The organism is Frigoribacterium sp. CFBP 13605 (assembly GCF_014839405.1).
Classification (GTDB): domain Bacteria; phylum Actinomycetota; class Actinomycetes; order Actinomycetales; family Microbacteriaceae; genus Frigoribacterium.
In genome coordinates, this window is the sequence record NZ_JACYNS010000019.1 from 1 (window position 1) to 23548 (window position 23548).

Below are 23548 nucleotides of genomic sequence, written 5' to 3' on the forward strand. Positions count from 1 at the left end.
GAGCCCGAGCGCCCGCAGGTACCGCGGCAGCTGCCCGATCTCCGCGAGCGACACCGGCAGGCGCAGCGGCGAGGACGGTCGGGTGCGCGGCGCGTCCCAGACGGCCGCCCCCACGACGTCCCGGCCGGCGTCCGCCACGGCCACGTCGACCGTGCGACGGCCCGCCGGGATCGACCGCATCATCGCGGAGAAGAGGTCGACCAGACGGGCATGCCGCCGCCGCCCGCGCGGGACGAACCCGAGCATCACGGGATCGTCGCGGAACCCCTCGGCGAGCACGGCGGCGGCCGCGTCCAGCTGGTCCGGGCGGGCGGCGGTGATGGTCACGTCGGGCACGCTGTCTCCTCGAATGATTCGTCATGACTGACGGATTCGTCAGTCGTGACAGAATGTAGCCAGACATCCCGCCCGACACGTGAGAGGCCGCTGTGAAACCGGACGACGAAGAGGCGCGGGTCGCCCCCTCGAGGACGTCCCGCCGCACGCGCGACACGCGTCGCAAGCTGGTCGAGGCCGGCGTCGTCCTCTTGCGGCGGGCCGACTACGCCGCCGTCCCCGTCGCCGAGATCACGCAGCTGGCCGATGTCGGCCTCGGCACGTTCTACAACCACTTCGCCGGCAAGGACGCGTTGTTCGACGAGGCCGTGCAGAGCGTGCTCGACGCGCAGACCGAGCGCATGGCGGCGCTCGGGCGCGCGGACGACTCCCCCGTGACGACCGCGGCGATCGCGATGCACGTGGTCCTCGGACTGGCCGAGAGCGACCCGGCCGTGGCCGTGGTCGTCGCGCGCAACGGCCTGCGCCTGCTCGACGCCGAGGCCGCGCTGGTGCCGCAGGCACGGGCTCTCGTGCAGGCCGGGCAGGCGGCGGGCTCCTTCGCCGAGCTGGACGTCGACCTGGCGCTGTCCCTGGTCGGCGGCAGCCTCCTCGGCGGGCTGCACACCTGGTGGTCGACCCCCGAACTCGTCACCCCCGCGTGGACGGTCGAGCTGGTCGCCCGCGTGCTCGTGGCCCTCGGGTGCGACCTCGGGGACGCTCGCCGCGCCTCCTCGTCCGGTCTCGACCGGGTGACCGGGCGCGACGCGGGCTGACGCACCGAGCCGCACCGCCCCGAGCCGCACCACACCGGGCCGCACCGGGCCGAGCCACACCTCGCCTGATCGGCGAAGATGGTCCGGTGACCACTCCGGCGCCCGTGACGAGCATCGAACCCCGTCCCTACGATAACCCCGACGTGCAGCAGCTCGTCGAAGGACTGCAAGAGCTGTACGTCGAGATCTACGGCGGGCGCGACGACAGCCCGATCGACCGCTCCGAGTTCGAGCTGCCGAGGGGCACGTTCGCCGTGGCCTACGAGGCCGGCGAGCCCGTGGCGCTCGGCGCCTGGCGCCTGCTGCCCGACGGACGGGCCGAGCTGAAGCGGATGTACGTGCGGCCCGACCGGCGCGGGCACGGCCTGTCGCGGCTCGTGCTGCACTGGCTCGAACGGTCGGCCGCACACGCCGGCGTCATCGAGATGGTGATCGAGACCAACGTGGCCCACGACACCGCGATCCGTCTCTACGAGTCGGCCGGCTACCGGCCGATCGCGGCCTACGGCCACTACGCGGACGACGAGGGCACGGTGTCGCTCGGCCGCACCCTGGACGGCGCCCCGACGCACGGGTCCGGGCTCGCCGAGGCGGCCGGGCCGTCGGACGGCGCCCGCCCCACCGACTGAGCGGGCCGCAACGCCCGACCCGGTCGGCTCGACGCAGCGATCCGGTCGCCCCGACACGGCGACCCGGCCGACCGCGTCGGGCAGCTCGTGGCCCACGAGGTGACCGTTCGTCAACCCCCGGCCGGCACTCGGCCCCCGACGGCTCGGTCGTGGTTCGTTCGTCGGCGAGGCCTGCGCACCCCGCCCGGCCCGATCGAGGAGGACCCCTGGCCGAGCCGGCGACCCGCGACGTCCCGCAGCCCCAGACCGGAGGCCCGGCCGTCGGGCAGTCCAAGCTGAAGCAGGCGATCACGGGCCCGCTGCTCTACCTCTTCATCCTCGGCGACGTGCTCGGAGCCGGGATCTACGCCCTGATGGGAACCCTGTCGGCCGAGGTCGGTGGGGCGCTCTGGGCCCCGCTCGTGCTCGCCCTGCTCCTGGCGCTGCTGACCGCGGGTTCGTACGCCGAGCTCGTCACCAAGTACCCCAAGGCAGGAGGGGCGGCGATCTTCGCCGAGAGGGCGTTCCGTCGGCCACTGGTCTCGTTCCTGGTCGGCTTCAGCATGCTGGCGGCCGGCGTGACGAGTGCGGCGGGCCTCTCGCTGGCCTTCGCCGGCGACTACCTCGGCACCTTCGTCGACCTGCCCCCGGTGCCGACCGCCATCGCGTTCCTGGCACTCGTCGCCCTGCTCAACGCCCGGGGCATCAGCGAGTCGTTGCGGGGCAACGTGGTCATGACCGTCGTCGAGGTGAGCGGCCTCGTCATCGTGATCGTGGTCGTGGCCGTGATGCTCGGCGGCGGGGGCGGAGACGTCTCGCGCGTCGGGGAGTTCCCCGTCGACGCGAACCCCGCCCTGGCCACGCTCGGTGCGGCGATCATCGCGTACTACTCGTTCGTCGGCTTCGAGACGAGTGCGAACATCGCCGAGGAGGTGCGCGAACCGAGTCGGGTCTACCCTCGCGCCCTGTTCGGCGCGTTGGCGACGGCGGGCGTGGTCTACGTGCTCGTCGGGCTCGCGAGCGCCGTGGCGTTGCCGCCGACCGAGCTCGCGGACTCGACCGGTCCCCTGCTGGCGGTCGTCGCCGCGACCGGCGTCGGCGTGCCCACCTGGGTGTTCAGCCTCATCGCCCTCGTGGCCGTCGCCAACGGAGCGCTGCTGACGATGATCATGGCGAGCCGCGTGACCTTCGGCATGGCCGAGCAGGGGCTGTTGCCCCGCTCGCTCGGTGCGGTCCTGCCCCGGCGGAAGACGCCCTGGGCCGCGATCGCGGTCACCACGGCCGTCGCCATGGCGTTGACCACCGTCGGCGACATCAGCGTCCTCGCCGAGACGGTCGTCCTGTTGCTGCTGTTCGTGTTCATCAGCACGAACGTGGCCGTGCTGGTGCTGCGTCGCGACCGGGTCGACCACGCGCACTTCCGCGTCTGGACGGCCGTGCCGGTGGCCGGCGTCGCGTCCTGCCTGCTGCTGATGTCGCAGCAGAGCGGGCAGGTCTGGCTGTTCGGGGCGATCCTGCTCGCGGCGGGCACCGTGCTGTACCTCGTCGCGCGGGCGAGGAACCGGGCCACCGCGGGGCGCTGAGGCGCCGCGGCCGGACACCGGCCGGCGCGATACCGGCCGGAGACGCAGAGGAGGCGCGGTGCCGGGATCACCGACACCGCGCCTCCTCGGGTCATCGCTACTCGACGGTGATCGACTGGGCCTTCATCGCGGCCACGGTCTTCTCCTGGCCCGACTCCAAGGCGTCGAGGAGGGTGCCGTCACCCGAGGCGGCCGCCCCGAAGCCGTCCGAGATGTCGCTGTAGGTCTGCGTCATCGTCGGTCCCCACGTGAAGGGCTGGATGTTCTCGGCGGCCTTCGCGAAGTCCTCGTAGATGGCCTGGTCGCCGTAGAACTCGACGCCCGAGGTCAGGGCCGGCAGGTCGGCGCCGGTCGTGGAGGCCGGGTACAGGTTGGCCTCCTTGTTCAGCGCCTCGAGCGACTCGGTCGAGGTGTTCAGCCACACCAGGAACTTCGACGCCTCGGCGGGGTGCTCGCTGCCCTTGAAGACGACGTTCGACGATCCGCCCCAGGCGGCCGACGCGGACTCGCCGTCCTTCCACTGCGGCATGGGCGCGACGGCCCACTTGCCCGACGTGTCGGGGGCGCCGCTCGAGATGGTGTTCGCACCCCAGACGGCCGAGACCCAGGTCCAGTCCTGGTCGGTGTTGTACGCGTTGTTCCACTCGTCGGTGAAGCTCGGCAGGGTCGTGACGAGGTCCTTCGAGATGAGGTCCTGCCAGTAGTCGGCGACCTTGGTCGAGGCCTCGTCGCCCATGTCGACCTTCCAGGTACCGTCCGCGGTGTCGAACCACTGGCCACCGGCCTGCGACACCAGACCGGCGAACTGGTTCACGTCGCCCTTGGCGAAGTTGGTGATGCTGCCGCCCATCTCCTTGATCGTCACGGCGTCCTCGGCGTACTGCTCCCACGTGGTGGGGACGTCGAGGCCGGCCTGCTCGAAGAGGTCCTTGCGGTAGTACAGCGCCATGGGACCGGAGTCCTGCGGGATCGCGTAGACGGAGTCGTCCTCGCCGAAGGTGACCTGGTTCCAGAGGCCGTCGGAGTAGTCGGCCTTCGCGGCGGAGACGCCCTCGCACGAGGCGATGTTCGCCAGTCCGTCCTGCACGCGGAAGGCGGGCAGGGTGTCGTACTCGACCTGACCGATGTCGGGGGCGTTGCCGGCCTGCAGCTGGTTGAAGAAGTTCTGGTAGGTGCCGCTGTTGCCGTTCGGCACGATCGAGACCTTGACCTGGATGTCGGGGTTCTCCTCGTTCCAGAGGGCGACGACCTTGTCCATGTTCGGCACCCAGGTCGTGAAGTTCAGGGTGACCTTGCCGGAGGACGCCTCGCACGAGGCGGAGTCGCCGGAGGCGCCGTCCGAGCCGCTGCCGGAGCTGCAACCGGCGAGGGCCATGGTCGAGACCACGGCGGCCGCCGCGATCGTGAGTACTCGGGATGTCTTCATCTGGTGTCCAATCGGGGTGCGGAGCCGGAGGGGCCGGCCACGGGAGGGAACGACGTCGTTGCCTTGCGGAGAGGAGGTCGAGGAGGTGCGGGTCGGTGGATCAGGACGGGAGCGGCGGATCGGGACGGCCGGGGCCGCGGGATCGGCTACTTGAGGCCGCCGGACCCCAGGCCGCTGCGCCAGAAGCGCTGCAGGCTGAGGAAGGCGACGAGCAGGGGGATGATCGAGACCAGTGCGCCGACGAGCACCAGGGTGCGCAGTTCGGGGTACTGGCTCACGTTGGAGTTCCAGGTGTAGAGGCCGAGGGTCACCGGGAAGAGCTCCTGGGACCGCAGCATCACCAGCGGCAGGAAGAAGTTGTTCCAGATGGCGACGAACTGGAACAGGAACACCGTCACGAGGGCGGGCGACATCAGCCGGATCGCCACGGTGAAGAACGTGCGCAGTTCGCTCGAACCGTCGATGCGGGCGGCCTCGACGATCTCGTCGGGGACGCTCGACGCCGCGTAGATGCGGCTGAGGTACACGCCGAACGGGCTCACGATGCTGGGCAGGAAGACCGCCCAGAAGGTGTCGGTCAGTTCGACCTTGCTGAAGATCAGGAACAGCGGCAGCGCCAGGGCCGTCGCCGGCACGAGCACGCCACCCAGGAAGATGTTGAACAGCGCTTCACGACCCCAGAAGCGGTACTTGGCCAGGGCGTAGCCGCACATCGCCGACAGGATCGTGCCGAGCGCGCCGGCGACCGTCGCGTAGACGATGCTGTTGAGCATCCACCGCGGGAAGATGCCGTCGTTGTACGTGAACAGCCGGCCGACGTTGCCGACGAAGTCCTGCGCCGACGTCGGCGAGAACCACAGGGCGGCGCTCGAGTTGAAGTTGTCGAGCGTCTTGGTCGACGACACCAGCAGCCAGAAGATCGGCACGAGGAAGTACAGCGTGAAGGCGCCCATGATGACCATGGCGGCCGTTCGCGACATCACGCTCTCGCGGGGCCCCCCGCCGCGTCGGCGAGCAGGGGTCGTCGCGTCGTCGAACGACTGGGCGGGACGGATGGGGGCGTCGACGGTCACTGGTCGGCCTTCCGCTGGGTCAACCGGAGGAACCCGATCGAGAGGATGAACGTGGCGACCGCGAGGACGACGCTGAACGCCGCCGCGAGGTTGAAGTTGGGCACCGAGGATGTCGAGTAGACGAGCATGTTCGGCGTGAAGGTCGACGAGATGGTCGACGTGAACTGGCGGAAGACCAGCGGTTCGGTCAGCAGCTGCAGGGTGCCGATGACCGAGAAGACGGCGGTCAGCACGATCGCGGGGACGACCAGCGGGATCTTGATCGACACGGCGATGCGCCACTGCGAGGCCCCGTCGAGGCGGGCCGCCTCGTAGATCTCGGTGGGGATCGCGAGGAGCGACGAGTAGATGATCAGCATGTTGTAGCCGACGAACACCCAGGTGACGACGTTGGCCACGGCCCAGAGCACCGTGCCGCCGTCGAGGAGGCCGGCCCGCGACGTGACGGCCGAGAACGGCGAGAGGCTCGGCGAGTAGAGGTAGCCCCACATGATCGCCGCGATGACGCCGGGCACGGCGTAGGGCGCGAAGAACGCGAGGCGGAAGAACCGCTTGCCGCGCAGCAGGGGCGAGTCGAGCAGCAGCGCGAAGAGCAGGGCGAGCAGCAGCATCACGGGGACCTGGACGACGCCGAAGAGCAGCACCCGGCCGATGGACGACCAGAACTCGGTGTTCTGGAAGACCAACGCGTACTGCGAGAGGCCGCCGAAGACCTGGGTCGGGGCACCGAACGTGCCCTCGCGTTCGACCTTCTGCAGCGACTGGAAGACGGCGTAGAGGATGGGCGTCAGGTAGAACGCCGCGAAGAGCGCCGCGAAGGGGACGATGAAGATCGCGATCGCCTTGCGGTACCGGAACGGCTTTCGCGGTCTCGTCGGACGCGGGGACGGCGGGGCGACGACGGCGGGCTCGGCAGCAGTCTGGGTCACACGGGGCCTCGGCTTCTTCGGCGGGTGTCCTTCACGAACGGCCGGAGGCCCTTCGACGGCGAAGGTTCACAGGGTTTCTGTGATCGTTCCCAGAGGATGACCCAAACGATCGGATGGCATTTTCTGGGAACGTTCACAGAGCTAAGCCCACGGTCGCCGGTTTGTCAAAGCGGAGGGGCCGACCGTGATCGTACGGTTACCCGACCGGCCGCCCGTCCTTCGCCCTCCGTGCGACCTCCGTTCGCCCTCCCGGGAACGATCCCGAGGGTCCCGGGCTCCGCTAGGGTGACCGACATGCCCGGTCCGAGATCTCCGCGTCGGCGTGCCACGATCCACGACGTGGCCGCCGAGGCCGGCATCTCCCGGGGCACCGTGTCGCGCGTGCTGAACAACGAACCGTACGTCTCACACCAGGCGCGCGAGGCCGTCGAGGCCGCCGTGGCCAAGGTGGGCTACGTCCGCAACGCGGCCGCGCGCAACCTCGTCACCCAGCGGTCGCGCGCGATCGCGCTGATCGTCCACGAGCCCCATTCGGTCGTGCTCGACGACCCGAACATCGGCAACATCCTGATCGGCACCAACGCCGTGCTGTCACAGGCCGACCACCAACTCGTCACGCTGATGATCGACTCCCAGCGCGACAGCGACCGCGTGGTCGAGTACCTGCGCGGCGGCTTCGTCGACGGGGCGATCATCCTGTCCGCCCGGACGGGCGACCCCATCTCGCAGGCCGTCGCCGAGCTCGGGCTGGCGGCCTCGTTCGTCGGCCACCCGAGCGACGCTCCCGACATCCCGTTCATCGGCATCGACAACCAGGCCGCCGCCGAGGCGATCGTGCGCCGACTCGTGTCGACGGGGCGCACCCGGGTCGGCATGCTCGCCTCGGGACTCGACCGCGACTCGGGCGAAGACCGCCTCGCCGGCTTCCGCGCCGCGCTCGACGACCTCTACGACCCGCACCTCGTGGTGCGCAACCCGTTCTACAGCTACTCGGCCGGCGTCGACGGCATGACCGAGCTGCTCGAACGGGACCCTCGGGTCGACGGGGTCTTCGCGGCGTCGGACGCCGTCGCCGCCGGGGCCCTCGACGTCCTCCACCGGCGCGGGATCTCGGTGCCCGGCGACCTCGGCATCGTCGGCTTCGACGACAGCTCGTGGGCGCTGCGCTGCACCCCGCCCCTCTCGACCGTGCGCCAGCCCGCCGAAGAGCTGGGCCGACGGGCCGCCCGCCAGGTCCTCGACCAGCTCGGCGGCACCGACGAGACGCACACCGCGCTCCTGCTGCCGACCGAGATCATGTGGCGCGAGAGCGCCTGACCCGTCCCCGGCACCACACGGGGAGGCGCGACGAGACGAACCCTGACCGCGTCGGTCAGCGCAACGCGGCCGCGAATCCCCGCAGGGCCGCGACCACCTGACGCCGCGCCTCCTGGTCGAGCCCTCGCGTCATCGCGTCCTCGACGCCCCGCACGGCGGCACTCGCCGTCGCCAGTTGGCGGCGGCCCGCCGCCGTCAACTCGGTCGGCAGTGCCCGCCCCGACGGTGCCCGGTCGGCCCGCCGCACGAGCCCGTCGCGCTCGAGCGACTGCAGCAGCACATTCATGGACTGTCGCGTGACGAAGGCGCCGCGGGCGAGCTCGGAGTTCGAGAGCCCGGGGCGCTGGGCCAGGAGTTCGAGGCACGAGTAGTGCGTGATCGTCATGCCCAACGGGCGCAGCTCGGCCTCCATGGCGGCGCGGAGGGCGCTCGACGCCTCCTTCAGCAGGTACCCCACGGAGGTCTCGAGGTCGATGGTCGACGCGGCTTGACTCATGTCAGTAGTCTGACATAGGTTCTGCTGTGTCAGTCAACTGACATCAATCGTCACGACACGAGAGCAGGCACCATGACCGCCACCGGCCCCGACTTCATCTCCCTCCAGGTCCGCGACGTTGAGCGCTCGGCCGCGTTCTACGAACGGCACCTCGGGCTCACCCGGCAGGACGGCCCGCCCCACGCCGTCGTCTTCGCCACGACCCCGATCGCGTTCGCCGTGCGGGGCCCGCTGCCCGGCGTCGACCTCGACGCGGCCCCGCTCGGTCGCGGCGTCGGCCTCTGGCTGCTCGCCCCCGACGCGCAGGCGATCCACGACGCCCTGGTCGCCGCCGACGTCGAGATCGCCACCCCGCCGGTCGACGGCCCCTTCGGCCGTACCTTCACCTTCGTCGACCCCGACGGCTACCAGGTCACCCTGCACGACCGCGCGTGACGCCCGTCGCCGCCCCCCGGACGAGGAGGCGCCGGACGAGGAGGCGCGGCGCCCGCCCGCCGCGGTGGTCGCGTCGGTCGGGCTCCGCGTCACTCGTGGACGTCGTCGTCGTCCTGGGTGCTGAGGTAGAGCCGGTGGCTCGTGACGATCAGCGAGAGCCAGCCGATGCCGCTGACCCAGCCGACGGCGACGTCGGTGAACCAGTGGGCCCCGAGCAGCACGCGGGACAACCCCACGACGCCGGCCGTCCCGGCTGCCGCCCCGACGAGGGCGACCTGCGGCGCCTGCTTCTCCTGCCGGAGAGCCAGGAGGTAGGCGAGCACGCCGAGGATCGTGGTGGTGTTCAGCGTGTGGCCGGACGGGAACGACGGGGACTTCTCGTACGGCGGGATGGCTTCGTGACGGTCGGGCCGGTTGCGCTTGATGAGCCTCTTGCCCACGACCGTCATGGCGAGCGATCCCGCACCGGCCGCCACGACGAGGGCGACGGGGCTGGGGTGGCGATCCCGGAAGCCGAAGGCCGCTGCGGCTCCGACGGTGACGGCGGGCAGGACGACGGGCCCGAAGACATGGGCGAGGGCGGCGGCCGCGCCGTTCGTCGTCGGGGAGCGAAGGTTTTTCGCGCGCTCGAGCGCCGGCCGGTCGAGGCTCTCGATGCCGTCCCGACCCGTGACACCGTCGTAGATGTAGGCCGCCCCGGCGGTCGCCGCGAGGGCGATGCCTCCGCCGACGGCGAGCGTCGCGACCAGGGCGCGGCGGGCGCCGACCTTCTGCGCGACGACCTTGTGTCGCGACGCGAGACGCCGGCCCGGCCTCGAGCGCCACTCGGTGAGGTCGCGACGGCCGATCTGCCGGTCGTAGCGGGTCGTGCGGGCGGTCTCAGCGGCGGTCGGCATGAGCCCACTCTGGCCCCTCGGCGGCCTCGTAAACTGATTTGGTGCGTCACTCGGTGATCGGCGAGCGTCTCCCCAGGCGAGCACGTTGCGCGCCAGTCGCCTGCGCAGCACCCGGGCGACGTCCTCAGCCACGGCCACGGCCACGGCCACGGCGACACGATGACCGCGTCGGCGTCGGAACGTCGGCCAAGGCGCAGACGTGCGGCGCGGTCAGCAGGTGGGGTGCGGTGACGAGCGGGTCTTCTATCCCAGGAAGCTCGTGGGCAAAGGAGTCCCGGCAGCACGGGCAAAATGGCCATCGTGCAGGGCGGCGACGAGCGCTTACTCTTCGACCAGTCCCGTTGGGCCGCGTTGACGAACTATGCGCCGGGGCGCCGGGCACCGACCAGACGAACGTCGACAAGGTGTGCTTCGCCGGGCGCGCCGGGCAAGTGCAGGCTAACGAAGTCCAAGTCCGTCACGACCTCGTCGAGAGAGGTGCGGCGGACCCCGGCGGCGTCCGACATGTCGGTTGGGACGAACGGGTCGAAGGCCATGACGCCCATGTCGAACCCCGAGGCGCGGCGTGGGACCGCCTGCCCGATGCGTCTAAAGCCGACGAGGCCGAGCGTTCGGCCGCCAGCCCTACTCCGGGGAACCGGTCCCACCGCCCGGCGATCATGACCCCGTGAGCCGGCGCCAACTGCCGCGCGAGGGCGAGCATCGCCCCGAAGGTCAGGTCTGCAACCGCACCCGAGTTGCTGCCGGGAGCGTTGTCGACGACGCCCCCGGCCTCGCGTGGGGCGAAGTCGATGTTGTCGACGCCGACCCCGTGTCTGGCGACGACGCGCAGCGCGGTGGCGGCGGCGACTGTCACGTCCCTGCCGTCGAGCCGGATGACGACCGCGGCGGCACCGGCGCCGCGCAACTCGGCCTCGAGGTCGGGTGCGGAGAGCGCATGCGCATCCGGAAAGAGGTAGGCCTTCAAGCCTGAGGTGACCAGCGCCTCCCTAGTCTCGTGAACGAATGTTTCAAGCTCGGCGTTGTCACAGGCATCCGCCGGCCATCGGTCACCCTCGGCGAGCTCCTCGAGCGATGCCGAACCCGCTGATGAGAACTCCACGCCGAAGACCGTGAGCACGGAGTAGACGCTGATAGCGGCCACAGCGATGCTTCTAAAGGTAAGGGCGATCCTCCAGAAGGCCGACCGACGTAATCGCCGCGGCATTGAGCGCCGCAGCCTTGAGATGGCGTTGATCACGGCAAGCAAGCACACGCCGCCGGCGACCCTGTCGATCTGGACCATCGACCGACTTGATGACGAGAAGGCTCGCGGCCCAGATGATCAGCATCACCACGCTTAGCACGTGGATGCTTCTGAGGCGTGTCGAGACGTCCTCCCATTGGTAGGAGATCAGTATCCCGAGCGTGTTGGACCAAAACAGTGATATGGAGGCCGTCGTCGCGACCAGGGTCGAGGACAGCTAAAGAACGCTCCAAGCAGGAACACCCCAGTAGCCGGCTGAGCCGAAGGTGTCAGAGTATATCCGCGACAGGTTCATAATCATCTGCTTGCCCTTGGGCTGAAGGCCCTGCCAAGAGAGCACGGCGGCGCCGATGACCTAGAACGAGACGGTGCAGAAGGTGCGGCCCCCCCTGGCGTTAGGGGTACGGGCCACGTCATTCGGTGGAAGCCACAATAATTCTCTAACCCTCTCGGCTAGTTCCTCGCTGGCCCGTAATCGTCGTGCGGCATCTCTTGTGTGGGAGCATCCCTTTACGCGCCCTGAGCCGCGTGGGCGGGACGGAATGGGCAGAGACCGGCCCCGATCCCGCCTCCGAGGAAATGAACAATCAAGGAAACCGCCAATGACCACGACCGATCAACAAGACCTTGCTGCCCGCCTTTGGAGTCTCTGCCACGTCTTGCGTGACGACGGCATCGTGTACCACAAGTACTTGTCGGAGTTGACTTATCTGCTTTTTCTCAAGAACGCCAAGCAGTTGGGCGTGGAGACGGATTTGCCGGACGGATGCCGATGGGATGATCTCCTGAATGCTCGAGGGCCGGGCATGCTCCGTCTTTATCGGCTGATGCTCACGCGGTTAGGCGAGGACGTGGCGGATGAGAGCGTGCGACGAATCTTTTCCTTCCCGACCACGGTGTTTTCGCACGACGAAAATCTTGAAAAGGTCGTGGACGGCATTGAGACCATTGATTGGCATCAACACGGTCGAGACGGGCTCGGTGAGGTATACGAAAGCCTCTTGGAACGGAATGCAAATGAGGCCCGTTCTGGCTCGGGCCAGTATTTCACGCCGCGGCCTCTGGTGAACGCGATGGTACGGGTCACGAAACCGAAGGCAGGTGAAACGATCCTGGACCCTGCCGCCGGAACGGGAGGCTTCCTTATCGCTGCTCATAGGACGGCAAATCCACAGGACGCGCAGGAGCGCCTTTATGAAGGCGTCGAGATCGAAGGCGATACATTCAGGCTTGCATTAATGAACCTGTACCTACATGGCATGAACGGCAAAGTGATTCACGGCGATGCTCTCACGACAGATGCCGCCGGCCTGAGTCCCGCGGATCTCGTTTTAGCTAACCCACCTTTTGGTAGCACCGCGGGCGGGGCTCGCCCTCGACGAGAGGATCTGCCGTATCCAACTGGCAATAAACAACTCGCGTTTCTCCAAAGTATCGGCCTGGAGATGGCGTCAGGAGCACGCGCAGCAGTAGTTGTTCCCGACAACGTTATGGATGAACCCGGAGTCGGCCTGCAAGTTCGACGGATGCTCGTAAAACAATTCGACCTGCACACAATTTTGCGCCTCCCAAATGGTATTTTTTATGCACCAGGCGTTCGAACCAACGTTTTGTTCTTCAACCGTCTAAGCGAGGGACAATCAAACAACGAAGACGTTTGGTTTTACGATCTTCGTACAAACATGCCTAGCTTCAGTAAGCGGAATAATTTGCGAGACACTGACTTCGATGAGTTCGTTACTGCCTATGGCCCCGATTCGTATGGAAGGTCGCCACGGGACCCAACCGACCGTTTTACTCGTATATCAAAAGAGGAACTTCAAGCGCGGGACTTTAACTTGGACGTTCGATGGATCGACAATAGTCAGGATCAAGAGTCTCCGGACCTGGCGGACCTTCTTGACCAAATGGGAGACGCGCTAATTCAGGCACAAGCGGCGATGTCCGAAATCAACGCAATCGTGGTTGGCGAGAGTTCTCTCCATGCAGACGCGAATGCCTAGAGACGAAGAAGGCAAACCTGGAGGACGACCGATCGAAGTACAACTCGGGGACCTGGTTCGACAAATTCGTTCCTCGACTATTCCGGACGATTTGCCTGCCGAGACAAGGTTCGTCGGGCTCGAGAATATTGCGGCGCAGGAGGGTGACTTCCTCGAATTGTCCACGACTTCGGATGTACGAAGCCGTGTGTTTGAATTTCATGCCCAAGACGTGCTCTACGGGCGTTTACGGCCATATCAGCGCAAAGCAGCAGTGGCCAGTTTCGACGGGTATGCGTCTGGCGAAGTGATCGTCATGCGTTGCTCAGACAAAATCCTTCCCGGTTTCCTCCGGACGGTACTCCTCAGCGAGAATTTCACGAGATATGCGAATGCCCGAGCAAAAGGAGATCGTCCTAGAATTTCGTTCGCAACGGTCGCAAGCTACCGGGTAGAGCTGCCAGGTCTCGAAACTCAACAAGCAATCCTTGAGCGGGATTCTCGAATGCACGGCGCGGTCAGGGCACTGGGAGAGGTCAGGGCCAGTGTTGAACAGATCACAGGCGACATTCTGAGTCAGCTACGATCACGGCTGATCTGGGCATCTACTCCGAGTAACCGTTTGGTCCCATTAAAGGACATGGTCGAGTCGATTGATTACGGGACTTCCAAAAAAAGCACGTATGACGCATCGGGAAGCCCCGTTCTCAGAATTCCCAACATCAAAGCCTCCGGTGTTATTGACTCAGAAGATCTGAAATACTCGCCTCTCAACCCACAAGAGTTGGAACGATCTCGAGTGGAAACCGGAGACATACTCCTAGTTCGTTCGAATGGGAGTCCGGCCTGGGTCGGTCGAGCTGCCAAGGTGAGCCCAGATTACGATGGGTACGCCTTTGCCGGCTATCTGCTGCGGCTGCGCCCGAAAGTCGGTATCTCGAGCGATTATTTGCTCCAAGTTGTGCAGAGCAACGAATTCCAGCGACTTGTAGCGGCCGGGTCACGATCAAGCACGGGCATTCATAATCTAAGCGCGGGCCGCTTGGCGAGGTTCTTAGTGCCAACATTGGCCGCCGAACACCAGCTTCGGGTGGTCGAACTTCTCGCGCGCCTACAAGCGTCTGCGGAGTCAGCGTCCGCCAACGTCACGCAGGCGTGGGATAAGGCAATGATGTTGCACGAAGTTGCCCGGGGTGGCTGGCTGAGTCATCCAGTGCCAGCAGGACCGGAGGGCCACTTCGGCCTCATCGAAGCAGAAGCTGCCGCACCCGAGCCAGTAAAGCTTGAAGGGCAGTCGCGGCAGAGCGACCTTCGAACCATCGTGTTGCAAAAACTCGACAGATTATCGGGTGGAACGGCTAGTTTTGAGACCCTGTTCACGGATGCAAGCAAGGACTACGATGTCGAGCGCGATGCAATTTTCGGCCTTCTCGCGGCGAAGCCACCGATCGTGACACAAGCATTCGATCCCGAAAGCCGTTCTATAGTTTTTAAGCGTGCAAAGTGAGAATAATCTATCTGAAGATTCATGAGGCTGACGCCTCCGGTGGCCTGCTAAATGGTCTTACTCTGTCGCTGGACAGGGCGACGCGTGGGGGGAATGATTCACTTTCCACTCTCTGCCTGGTCGGACCCAACGGGTCCGGCAAGTCCCAACTGTTGCAGACCCTTGCGGAGATTTTTCAGGACGCGTGGCACACCCACTCCCCTGGAGAGGAGCGCACGGACACGAACAATGGGCTGATGTTCGAATTGATCTATGACATCGAGGATGAAACGGGTCGCCGACAGCAGGTCAAACTGTCCCGAGTTTCTCCCCAGAAGCGACGTGCTCCGATTCGCATGGACACCCGGGCGCTTGGCTCTTGGACGGAGGTTCAGGCCGACAACCCGCTATACGGCAAGAGACTTCCGCCAGTCATAGTCGGCTATACCTCGGGGGACAACGAGACCCTGAGTCTGCCATTCTTCAAAAGTCGAGCCGCTTACGCGAAGGATGTCAGTTCGGCCGCTCTTGATCTGGGTCGCAAGAGTGTCGAGGTCCCGGACAGCAAGCTGCTGCTGATCGATTACGGAACGAATCTAGAGGTGTTAATCGCCAACCTGATGCTCGGCCCCAAGGACTTGGGCGAGCGGATGCTTGAACACGCAGGCCTCGAGGGGATCTCGTCTTGGCGATGCGTTATCCAGCTTTCGCCGACTTCGATTAGCAAAACCAACCCTGTCAATGGTCGGCGGGGCGTAAAGCTGACGGATGAGCTCGAGGGGATTTTAGTCCGTTTGCGAGCCTGTTCCACTTCGCAACACCACGAAGAAAGTACGGACACTTATACCCTGGATTATTACGCAGACGAAGCAACCCGTCTAGCGTTCCGTGAGCTATGGAGAGACGCCTCTGATCTCTATCGTTCCTTTCACAAGTTTGCGATGCTGAACGATCTCGCTATTCAAAAAAAAGCCAGAAGCCGTTTGGCTCGAGACCTGAAGAGGAGAAACTTCGCGACACGACTGCCGGAGCCGCAAGATGAGCAGAAGGTGTTTCGGTTCGAAGAAGTGCGCTTTCACCCCAAGTCAGGCGGCGAACCAGTCGACTACGTCGCACTCTCTGACGGCGAACATCAGCAGGCCCAGATTTTCGGGGTCTTCTCGATGATCACGGAAGTAAATGCTCTGTTTCTTCTAGATGAGCCGGAGTCTCATTTCAATCCGCAGTGGCGCGTTAAATTTATATCACGACTGAGGTCCATTCCCGTTCAGAGAAATACCTCTCGGGAAATGATCATGACGTCCCATGCCCCTTTCGTGCCTTCTGACATGCAGCGAGAGCACGTGATCATCCTCAAGAAGTCCGACGAGGGTGTTATTGCTCGAAATCCCGTCAACGAGACATTTGGGGCAAGTTTCGATCGTATTCTCAAAGACTGTTTTGACATCGAACCACCCATTTCCCAAGTCGCTCAGAATGAGATCGGTCGTCTTATGAGGGAAGAGGACGCCGACGAAATCGAAAAAGCGCTTCCGCGAATTGGAGCTTCGGTAGAAAAAGCGTTCCTCGTCGACCATCTAAACCAATTGAAGCTCAAGGATCTTTAGTTGCTCTACACATACAGCAAGAGTTCGGTCACGCCGACCTGGTTTCAGGACTTTGTCTCGGCAATGGTGAGTGGGGTTCTTCGAGCACGGTCTGAACAAGTTCCGGCAAGCACGTGGCAGGCCGTGCTTCCAGCAGCGCACGAGTCTGAACTTTTGGGACGGAGAGGGCTTGAGTCTCGCTACGAAGACTTGAAGAAGGCATCTTTGACGCTGTCTCCGGAAGACGCCCGGCAGAACTTGCTCGCAACCGCCTCTAGCTCGTTTTACGAAGATGTCCTTTCAGGTGCCGTAGACTATCGCGTGTCCTTTGCAGCTACCGCACCCTTCAACATGGCGCTCAAGGACCTTCTGGGATTCTCATTCAAACTCCTGCGGGAAATAAAGAATACGCCTGGGGATATCTTGTCGTTGAGAGACGAGCTCTATAGGCGCGCCTACGAGGCTATGCCGGAACATGTGTGCCCATTTTGTGGCCTGTCCACGTTCGGTGCGCCTCATCCGGACATGCCGCGCGAAGCGCTCGATCACTACCTCTCGCTCTCGGTATATCCATTATTCGGAAGCCATCTGCCGAACTTGGTTCCTATGTGCCATGCGTGCAACAGCAGCTTTAAGCTCGCAACGGACATGCTTATCGCTGACGACGGAACCCCGAGAGTATGCGTTGATCCCCATGGATCACAGACAGCCAAAATCTCCCTTGCGAACAGCGAGCCGTTCGGCAACGGGCTCCTCCCGAGATGGGTGATCGATTTCGATCCTGCACTCGACGCGTTCGAGACCTGGGATCAGGTGTTTAAGATCCGACTCAGGTACCAGGAAAATGCTTTGAACACCAATTTCAAGGGCTGGCTTGATGTCTTCGCCCGATGGGTGAAGACGAGTTCCGTAGATGTCCACGATAGTAATGCCGTTAGCGTTGCCCTCAGCAGATGGGCAGCTATCATCGGTGGTTTTGACGACAGAGGCTTCATTAAGAAGCCGATGTTTGAGATGCTAGCTTCATCTGCCTTACGGCCGGACGATGTCGGTACTCGTGTCACTCAATTCGTGCAAACCCTATGCGCGCTCTGACCTCAAGTCTCATCGGACGGCCATGGAAACCTGAACTTCGTAAGGCCTGCTTGCTACGTGTAGGGTTCCGTCGGCCAATCTGCCGTCTATGTTGATGGAATGGTTGTTCACGAAATCGGGTTGAACGCTGCCTCCGGTCAGCGTCCCTACGAGCAACTGGACGGTGGTGGCACGGTCCAGTTCAGTGTGCGGGCTTCCCGGGGCGCCACCAGCAAATCATCTCGAACGCGACAAAGCGAAGCGAAGCGAGGGCAGTGCATTATGGATAGAACGGGGTGAGCCAGAAGACACGGGGCCATCGTTAGCAACTCACGAGCACCGTTCTTCAGGGCGACTACGGCCGCTGGCTGGCCGTGCAGCACACGTCGACACGGCCCAGCACGCTCGAGACGTTCTTCATGCGTAGCGGATGTCACCCCAACCGCAACGGCTGCCATGCATCGGCCACTCTCTTCACCCTCGTAGGAACTCACATCATCGATTACCGCAAGCGAAAGGCCATCGACACGCGCCTTCTTGAATGCATCAAAGAGATACGTGAGAGTTGCGCCGACACGAGCAAGATGACGCGGACCCTGCCGAGCGAAAGGCTCGGCCTGCAGAAACGCGGTATGAAGCTTCTAAAAGGCCACATTAGCGGCGTCGTCTTAGTAGACCCGCAAGCGTCTTAACAGACCCTGATGTCAAGACGCCCGGCCCGGTGGCTAACATCGATAAGCGGTTTGCAAACTTTGGGCGCTCTCGAAGAGAACGAAGCGAATCTCAGTGCCGCCGTGAAGCTCTCTTAGAACTCTCGAGCGGCGCACATACATGCGAGGGATTACATACGGGGCGCGTATAGCCAAGCTTTGTTCAGCCACGTCTTCCGGAATCACGAAGGCGAGGTGCACGAGGATTTTGCCGAACCGTTCGAGACCACTCCTCGCACGAAAATTGTGCATCCGACCGAAGGTGATAACGGCAAGAAAAGTCACCAACTGGACAGGATCTGGTCCTGAGCTATGTTTGGGTCTTCCTAGTGCCCCTGGAGGGACTCGAACCCCCAACCCTTTCCTTAGGACGGAACTGCTCTTCCATTGAGCTACAGAGGCTGACCCTGCGAGTCTACCGAACCCGCGCCTCCTGCCGTCCGGCCCGCCATGCACCCCGTTCGCGAAGACGAACCCCGATGTAGCGGGGTTCGTCTTCGCAAACGGGGTTCATGGGCAGACGAGCAGGCGCCGGCGCCAGGCCTCACGCAGCGGCGAGGTACTCGTCCCAGTTCGCCTGCGTCCGCTCCATGCCGCGCACGACCCAGCCGACCCCGTGCGGCGGCTTGGGCGTGAAGAGCAGCTCCCAACCCATCTCGTGCGGGGTGCGGTCGCTTTTGAGGTTGTTGCACTTGAGGCAGCACGCGACGAGGTTCTCCCAGCTGTCCGCCCCGCCCCGCGACCGCGGCTGCACGTGGTCGATCGTCGTCGCGGACCGACCGCAGTAGGCGCACCGGTGCGAGTCGCGGCGCATGACGCCTCGCCTCGAGACGGGGATCTGCCGGGTGTGCGGGATGCGCACGTACCGCGTCAGCACGATGACCGACGGGCGATCCCACGACGTCGCCGCCCCGAGCACGGGGTGTTCCGCATCGGCGGCGACGACGGTCGCCTTCTGGCTCATGACGAGGACGAGGGCCCGCCGGTCGGACACGACGGCGAGGGGCTCGTAACCGGCGTTCAGGACGAGAGTGCGCATGCTTTCCCTTTCGAAGCACCCTGGACGGCTTCCAGGGATTCGATCTCTCGGGGCTGCGCAGGCCCAACAGGCCCACCGATACGAAAAAAGCACCGTCACGAGGACGGTGCTCTGTCACATGGCGGGGTGTCGTATGTGCTCGTGCGACAGCGCACCCATGGTGCGGGTGGCGGTCGAACGAGGCATCTGACGCTCCTGGTCTCAGCGGAACTCCGAGATCGCCAGGTTAACCCCGGAAGGGTCGCACTGCCTAGAGGCAGGACGACCCTTCACAGGTTGTTCACGCGGGGCGCCGTCCGGGCGAACGATGCCCCGGGAGGCGCGGTGTCCCGGGAGGCGCGGTGCCCCAGGAGGCGCGGGTCGCCTACGCCCCGTAGCGCACGTAGTGCACCGCGGAGGTCCACAGCGGGCGGACGCTGACCGAGCCACCGGGCTTCGGTGCGTCGAGGATCATGCCGTTTCCGGCGTAGAACCCGTCGTGCGACCCGTCGTTGAAGATGACGACGTCGCCGGGCTGCGCCTCGGCGGCCGAGATCGGCGTGCCCAGGGCTCCCTGGCGGGTGACCGAGTGCGGCAGCGAGATGCCGTACTGCGAGTAGACGTACATCACGAAGCCCGAGCAGTCGAAGCCGGCCGGGGTCGCGCCACCGAAGACGTAGGGCGTGCCGACGTACTGCAGGGCCGTCGCGTAGACGGCACTGAGGCTGAACGCGCCCGGCGTCGCGACGGTGCCCGTCGCCGAGGTCGTCGCGGCGGCCACGTTCTGGGCGGCCGTCGGGCCCGTGTAGCTGGCGTAGCTCGCGGCCAACGCCGCACGCTCGGCCTCACGCTGGTTGGCGAGGGCGGCCGCGTTGAGGTCCGCCTGCGACGTCGCCGTGTAGCCGTCTCGGGTGGCGTCCGCGAGGGCGACGTCGTCCGCGACCGCGACGCTCTGCGCGTGGCTGGTCGACGAGCTCGTCGACGCGGCGCCGACGCTCGGGCCGTTCGCCGCCGCCGGGTTCGACGCGAACGCCGGCAGCGCCATCGTGCCGATCAGACCGGCGGTGAGCGTCATCACGGTCACCGAGACCACGCTGCGCTTGACCGACGGGCGGCCCGGGCGGGCGGCGGGCGCGGCCGTGGCTTGAGCGCGACGCAGCGACGAGCGGGTCGGCAGATCGGCGGGGGTGCGGGTGGCGACGGTGCGGTTCGGGCGCACGTCGGGGGTGTGGTCTGAGCCGGGGAGGGTCAAGAGGGTGGGTCTCCTGCGTCTCGACAGCTTTCGGGAAGCTGTCCCGTCCGTTCGTTCGTATCGCGACGACACACGGCAGGAGACGGGCGTGAGAGACGTCCTGCCACGGGTCCGGCGGCCGGTTCAGCAGCCTGGGGACTCAGCGACTGTAGCCCAGCGACCCCTGCGAGGTCATCCTCGAGAGGGATATTTGTAACGAATCGGTAAACGACTGCGTGATCCGGCGCAGAACGCAGGAGGCGCGGCGCACGGACGCAAGAATCCCGCGCGGCCGCATCCCGCGTCGGTGACCGGTCAGAGCCCGACGTAGATGTGCTGTGCGACCTCGGTCGGCAGCTCGAGGCCCTCGTCGTGCCCCTCGACCTTGACGAAGACGTACGACCCCGCCGAGCGGAGGGTCGCGACGCCGCCCGGCAGCACGCCGGCGCCCTGCAGCTGCTGCAGCAGCTCGGGCTCGAACTGCACCGGCTCGGCCAGGCGACGGATCGGCCGGGTGACGCCCTCGGGGTGCTCGGCGAGCACGGCCACGAGGTTGACCACGCCGTCGAGGAAGCGCCCCGCAGGAGAGTCGCCGAGCTCGTCGAGCCCGGGGATCGGGTTGCCGTAGGGCGACTCGGTCGGGTGGTCGAGCATGTCGAGCAGTCGTCGTTCGACCTGCTCGCTCATGACGTGCTCCCACCGGCAGGCCTCGTCGTGCACGTAGGCCCAGTCGAGGCCGATCACGTCGGCGAGCAGGCGCTCGGCGAGGCGGTGCTTGCGCATGACGTGGGTCGCCTTCGCGCGTCCGTCGTGCGTGAGCTCGAGGTGTCGGTCGCCGGAGACGACGACCAGGCCGTCGCGTTCCATGCGGGCGATGGTCTGCGACACGGTCGGACCGGAGTGGCCGAGACGCTCGGAGATGCGCGCACGCAGCGGCACGATGTTCTCTTCTTCGAGGTCGAGGATCGTGCGCAGGTACATCTCTGTGGTGTCGACGAGATCGGTCAACAGGGGCCTCCCGGTGGAACACGTGGACTACCCCGCAAGCCTACCGGCTGCACGCTGGGCACCGCGCCGCGTCACTAGGATCGAGCGCATGGCGGACATCCGGATTCCCACTGACCTCTTGCCCACCGACGGCCGCTTCGGTTGCGGCCCTTCGAAGGTGCGGGCCGCCCAGCTCGAGCACCTCGTCACCGCCGGTGCGACGATCCTCGGCACCTCGCACCGTCAGGCCCCCGTGAAGGACCTGGTGGGTCGCGTCCGCGCCGAACTGGGCGAGCTCTTCCGCCTGCCCGACGGCTACGAGGTCGTGCTGGGCAACGGTGGCTCGACCGCCTTCTGGGACGCGGCGGCGTTCGGGCTCGTCGAGAAGCGTGCCGAGAACCTGTCGTTCGGCGAGTTCGGCTCGAAGTTCGCCAAGGCCGTCGCCGCCCCCTGGCTCGAGGCCCCCCACGTGATCACGGCCGAGGGCGGCTCGTTGGCCGAGGTGGAGGTGCTCGAGGGCGTCGACGTCTACGCCTGGCCGCACAACGAGACCTCGACCGGCGTCATGGCCCCGGTCACCCGGGTCGCCGGTGACCCCGGTGCCCTCACCGTCGTCGACGCGACGAGCGCGGCGGGCGGCATCGACGTCGACGCCTCGCAGGCCGACGTCTACTACTTCGCCCCGCAGAAGAACTTCGCGAGCGACGGCGGCCTCTGGTTCGCGCTCTTCTCCCCCGCGGCGATCGAGCGCGTCGAGCGGATCGCCGCCAGCGGCCGTTACGTCCCCGAGTTCCTCAGCCTCAAGAACGCCGTCGACAACTCGCGGCTCGACCAGACGCTGAACACGCCCGCCCTGACGACCCTGCTGCTGCTCGAGGACCAGACCCGCTGGATGCTCGAGAACGGCGGACTCGCCTGGGCCGACGCCCGCACGCGCGAGTCGTCGTCGGCGCTCTACGACTGGGCCACCGCCTCCGAGTACGCGACCCCGTTCGTCGTCGACCCGTCGCACCGTTCCCAGGTCGTGGCGACCATCGACTTCGCCGAGTCGATCGACGCCGCCGCGATCGCGAAGGTGCTCCGCGCCAACGGCATCGTCGACACCGAGCCCTACCGCAAGCTCGGCCGCAACCAGTTGCGCGTCGCGACCTTCACGGCCATCGAGCCCGACGACGTCCGCCAGCTGATCCGGTCGATCGAGTTCGTCGTCGACGCCCTCTGACCGATCGCCCGCACGACGAAGGCCCCGACACGATCGTGTCGGGGCCTTCGTCGTGGTCCGACCCCGACGCAGGAGGCGCGGGTCGGGCCTGAGGGACTACTTCCGTCGCCTGCTCAGCGGGTCTTCATCCTCGCCGTCCCAGTCGTCGTCGTGCGAGTCGTCGTCGAGGTCCGCCTCGGGGTGCGCGGCCGGCACGACGGGTGCGTCCACGGCCCGCCCGGAATCGTCGGAGTCCTCGGAGGCGTCGACCAGGTCGTCGATGTCGACGCCGTCCACGTCGCCGCCGTGCACGATCGACCCGCGCTCGTCGTCGGACTCGTCCTCGTCGTCCGCGTCGTCGTCGTCCGAGTCGTCTTCGTCGTCGTCCTCGTCCGACTCGTCGTCCTCGTCGTCGCCGTGCGCCTCCTGGGCCTTCATGTCGGCGAGGCGGTCGGCCCACGGCACCCAGTCCGGGGCGAGCAGGGCGCCGTCACCGGGCATGAGCTCGGCCTCGAGCACCGAGGGCTCTTCGCCGTCGAGGTGGGCGACGCTGACCGTCCAGTGCCAGCCGGGGTAGCCGGGCAGCAGCGTGGCGAAGCGCACCGAGGTGACGCCGGGCTCGTCGTCGATCGGGTCGGCCTCGGCACCGATCGTCTCGTCGGGCGTGATCTCGGTGAGGGCGCGACGGGCGAGCTCGGACCAGGGCGTGCGCGTGGCGGCCTCAGGCATCGAACGAGTCCGCGACGGTGCGCAGCAGGACGGCGATGCGGGCGCCGTTCTGCGGGTACCGGCCGTGACGGAGGTCGCCGCCGGCCTTGTCGAGCACCTTGACGAGGTCTTCGACGATGACGGCCATGTCGTCGGCGGAGCGACGGTTCATCTTGGCGAGGCTGGGGGCGGCTTCGAGCACGCGGACCGACAGGGCCTGCGCGCCGCGCTTGCCGTCGGCGATGCCGTACTCGAGGCGGGTTCCCGCCTTGACACCCACGGTGCCGGCGGGCAGGGCCGACGCGTGGAGGAAGACCTCTTGGCCGTCATCGCTGCTGATGAAGCCGAAGCCCTTCTCGTCGTCGTAGAACTTGACCTTGCCGGTGGGCATGACTGGACCTCTCGTGAAGACGGGTGACCCTGGGGGTGGGTCGCCCCAGCTTAGATCGCCGGGTAGGGCCGCAC

At 66.0% G+C, this 23548-nt stretch carries 21 protein-coding genes, 1 tRNA gene and 2 pseudogenes; 10 read left to right on the plus strand and 14 right to left on the minus strand.

Annotated features, from left to right (window positions below):
* Window positions 1-336 (minus strand): annotated as a pseudogene (locus IFT36_RS06450) (GNAT family N-acetyltransferase); the annotation flags it as partial.
* A gap of 92 nt (window positions 337-428) precedes the next feature.
* On the opposite strand from IFT36_RS06450, the gene IFT36_RS06455 reads away from it, so the two are divergent.
* The 3 genes from IFT36_RS06455 to IFT36_RS06465 all read left to right on the plus strand — a co-directional run bounded on the left by IFT36_RS06455 (window position 429) and on the right by IFT36_RS06465 (window position 3282).
* Window positions 429-1091: a TetR/AcrR family transcriptional regulator gene (locus tag IFT36_RS06455; protein WP_200412691.1), complete on the plus strand. Its 663-nt coding sequence runs from the start codon at window positions 429-431 to the stop codon at window positions 1089-1091.
* A gap of 86 nt (window positions 1092-1177) precedes the next feature.
* Complete coding sequence (locus tag IFT36_RS06460) at window positions 1178-1720, plus strand: GNAT family N-acetyltransferase (protein ID WP_200412692.1); 543 nt, start codon at window positions 1178-1180, stop codon at window positions 1718-1720.
* Window positions 1721-1995: 275 nt separating this feature from the next.
* Window positions 1996-3282: an APC family permease gene (locus IFT36_RS06465; protein WP_249408502.1), complete on the plus strand. Its 1287-nt coding sequence runs from the start codon at window positions 1996-1998 to the stop codon at window positions 3280-3282.
* Between the two features lie 97 nt (window positions 3283-3379).
* On the opposite strand, the gene IFT36_RS06470 is transcribed toward IFT36_RS06465, so the two are convergent.
* From IFT36_RS06470 to IFT36_RS06480, 3 genes are all read right to left on the minus strand, one after another.
* Window positions 3380-4708, minus strand: a complete 1329-nt coding sequence (locus IFT36_RS06470; RefSeq protein ID WP_056043054.1) for an ABC transporter substrate-binding protein — start codon at window positions 4706-4708, stop codon at window positions 3380-3382.
* A gap of 146 nt (window positions 4709-4854) precedes the next feature.
* Window positions 4855-5688, minus strand: coding sequence for a carbohydrate ABC transporter permease (locus tag IFT36_RS06475; RefSeq protein WP_056044474.1), 834 nt, complete (start codon window positions 5686-5688; stop codon window positions 4855-4857).
* An 89-nt stretch (window positions 5689-5777) separates the two neighbouring features.
* The gene (locus IFT36_RS06480) at window positions 5778-6710 is read right to left on the minus strand and encodes a carbohydrate ABC transporter permease (protein ID WP_056043057.1); all 933 of its coding nucleotides are present in this window, start codon (window positions 6708-6710) and stop codon (window positions 5778-5780) included.
* Window positions 6711-7004: 294 nt separating this feature from the next.
* Here IFT36_RS06480 and IFT36_RS06485 point away from each other — a divergent pair, with 294 nt between their 5' ends.
* Window positions 7005-8027: a LacI family DNA-binding transcriptional regulator gene (locus IFT36_RS06485; protein ID WP_123571762.1), complete on the plus strand. Its 1023-nt coding sequence runs from the start codon at window positions 7005-7007 to the stop codon at window positions 8025-8027.
* Window positions 8028-8082: 55 nt separating this feature from the next.
* Here IFT36_RS06485 and IFT36_RS06490 read toward each other — a convergent pair whose 3' ends face one another.
* Entirely contained in the window at window positions 8083-8523 is a 441-nt protein-coding gene (locus tag IFT36_RS06490) for a MarR family winged helix-turn-helix transcriptional regulator (RefSeq protein ID WP_200412693.1), read from the minus strand.
* 72 nt (window positions 8524-8595) lie between these two features.
* On the opposite strand from IFT36_RS06490, the gene IFT36_RS06495 reads away from it, so the two are divergent.
* Window positions 8596-8958 carry a VOC family protein gene (locus IFT36_RS06495; protein WP_056043063.1) on the plus strand — a complete coding sequence of 121 codons (363 nt, stop codon included), beginning with the start codon at window positions 8596-8598 and terminating at the stop codon, window positions 8956-8958.
* Between the two features lie 89 nt (window positions 8959-9047).
* Here the strand turns inward: IFT36_RS06495 and IFT36_RS06500 are convergent, their stop codons facing one another.
* The 3 genes and pseudogenes from IFT36_RS06500 to IFT36_RS16370 form a co-directional block, all read right to left on the minus strand.
* A complete protein-coding gene (locus tag IFT36_RS06500) occupies window positions 9048-9854 on the minus strand; it encodes a phosphatase PAP2 family protein (RefSeq protein ID WP_200412694.1) in 807 nt (268 codons plus the stop codon).
* 359 nt (window positions 9855-10213) lie between these two features.
* Complete coding sequence (locus tag IFT36_RS17085) at window positions 10214-10501, minus strand: NAD(P)-dependent oxidoreductase (protein ID WP_207114208.1); 288 nt, start codon at window positions 10499-10501, stop codon at window positions 10214-10216.
* Window positions 10483-11139 (minus strand): annotated as a pseudogene (locus IFT36_RS16370) (Rossmann-fold NAD(P)-binding domain-containing protein); the annotation flags it as partial. The pseudogene IFT36_RS16370 and the gene IFT36_RS17085, both read right to left, overlap by 19 nt.
* Window positions 11140-11702: 563 nt before the next feature.
* Here IFT36_RS16370 and IFT36_RS06510 point away from each other — a divergent pair.
* Genes IFT36_RS06510 through IFT36_RS06525 form a run of 4 tightly spaced genes read left to right on the plus strand, consistent with a single transcriptional unit; the run spans window position 11703 to window position 17249 of the window.
* Window positions 11703-13103 (plus strand): class I SAM-dependent DNA methyltransferase, encoded by a 1401-nt coding sequence (locus IFT36_RS06510; RefSeq protein WP_200412696.1) that lies wholly within the window; start codon window positions 11703-11705, stop codon window positions 13101-13103.
* Window positions 13084-14589, plus strand: coding sequence for a restriction endonuclease subunit S (locus IFT36_RS06515; RefSeq protein WP_200412697.1), 1506 nt, complete (start codon window positions 13084-13086; stop codon window positions 14587-14589). Before IFT36_RS06510 ends, IFT36_RS06515 begins: the two co-directional genes overlap by 20 nt.
* Complete coding sequence (locus IFT36_RS06520) at window positions 14586-16175, plus strand: restriction system-associated AAA family ATPase (RefSeq protein WP_200412698.1); 1590 nt, start codon at window positions 14586-14588, stop codon at window positions 16173-16175. Before IFT36_RS06515 ends, IFT36_RS06520 begins: the two co-directional genes overlap by 4 nt.
* A complete protein-coding gene (locus tag IFT36_RS06525; RefSeq protein ID WP_200412699.1) occupies window positions 16176-17249 on the plus strand; it encodes an HNH endonuclease in 1074 nt (357 codons plus the stop codon).
* Window positions 17250-18268: 1019 nt separating this feature from the next.
* Here the strand turns inward: IFT36_RS06525 and IFT36_RS06530 are convergent.
* The 4 genes from IFT36_RS06530 to IFT36_RS06545 all read right to left on the minus strand — a co-directional run bounded on the left by IFT36_RS06530 (window position 18269) and on the right by IFT36_RS06545 (window position 21195).
* Window positions 18269-18340, minus strand: a tRNA-Arg gene (locus tag IFT36_RS06530).
* A 142-nt stretch (window positions 18341-18482) separates the two neighbouring features.
* Window positions 18483-18977 (minus strand): HNH endonuclease, encoded by a 495-nt coding sequence (locus IFT36_RS06535; RefSeq protein WP_159827583.1) that lies wholly within the window; start codon window positions 18975-18977, stop codon window positions 18483-18485.
* A 364-nt stretch (window positions 18978-19341) separates the two neighbouring features.
* Window positions 19342-20175 (minus strand): C40 family peptidase, encoded by an 834-nt coding sequence (locus tag IFT36_RS16730; RefSeq protein ID WP_200412700.1) that lies wholly within the window; start codon window positions 20173-20175, stop codon window positions 19342-19344.
* A gap of 327 nt (window positions 20176-20502) precedes the next feature.
* Window positions 20503-21195, minus strand: coding sequence for a metal-dependent transcriptional regulator (locus IFT36_RS06545; protein ID WP_056043076.1), 693 nt, complete (start codon window positions 21193-21195; stop codon window positions 20503-20505).
* A gap of 88 nt (window positions 21196-21283) precedes the next feature.
* Between IFT36_RS06545 and serC the strand changes: the two genes are divergently transcribed.
* Window positions 21284-22396 carry a phosphoserine transaminase gene (gene serC, locus IFT36_RS06550; RefSeq protein ID WP_200412701.1) on the plus strand — a complete coding sequence of 371 codons (1113 nt, stop codon included), beginning with the start codon at window positions 21284-21286 and terminating at the stop codon, window positions 22394-22396.
* Between the two features lie 96 nt (window positions 22397-22492).
* On the opposite strand, the gene IFT36_RS06555 is transcribed toward serC, so the two are convergent.
* On the minus strand, window positions 22493-23104 hold the full coding sequence (locus IFT36_RS06555; RefSeq protein ID WP_200412702.1) for a DUF3027 domain-containing protein: 612 nt from the start codon (window positions 23102-23104) through the stop codon (window positions 22493-22495).
* Entirely contained in the window at window positions 23097-23474 is a 378-nt protein-coding gene (locus IFT36_RS06560) for a cold-shock protein (protein WP_043593516.1), read from the minus strand. The genes IFT36_RS06555 and IFT36_RS06560 overlap by 8 nt, the downstream gene beginning before the upstream one ends.
* Window positions 23475-23548: the final 74 nt, after the last annotated feature.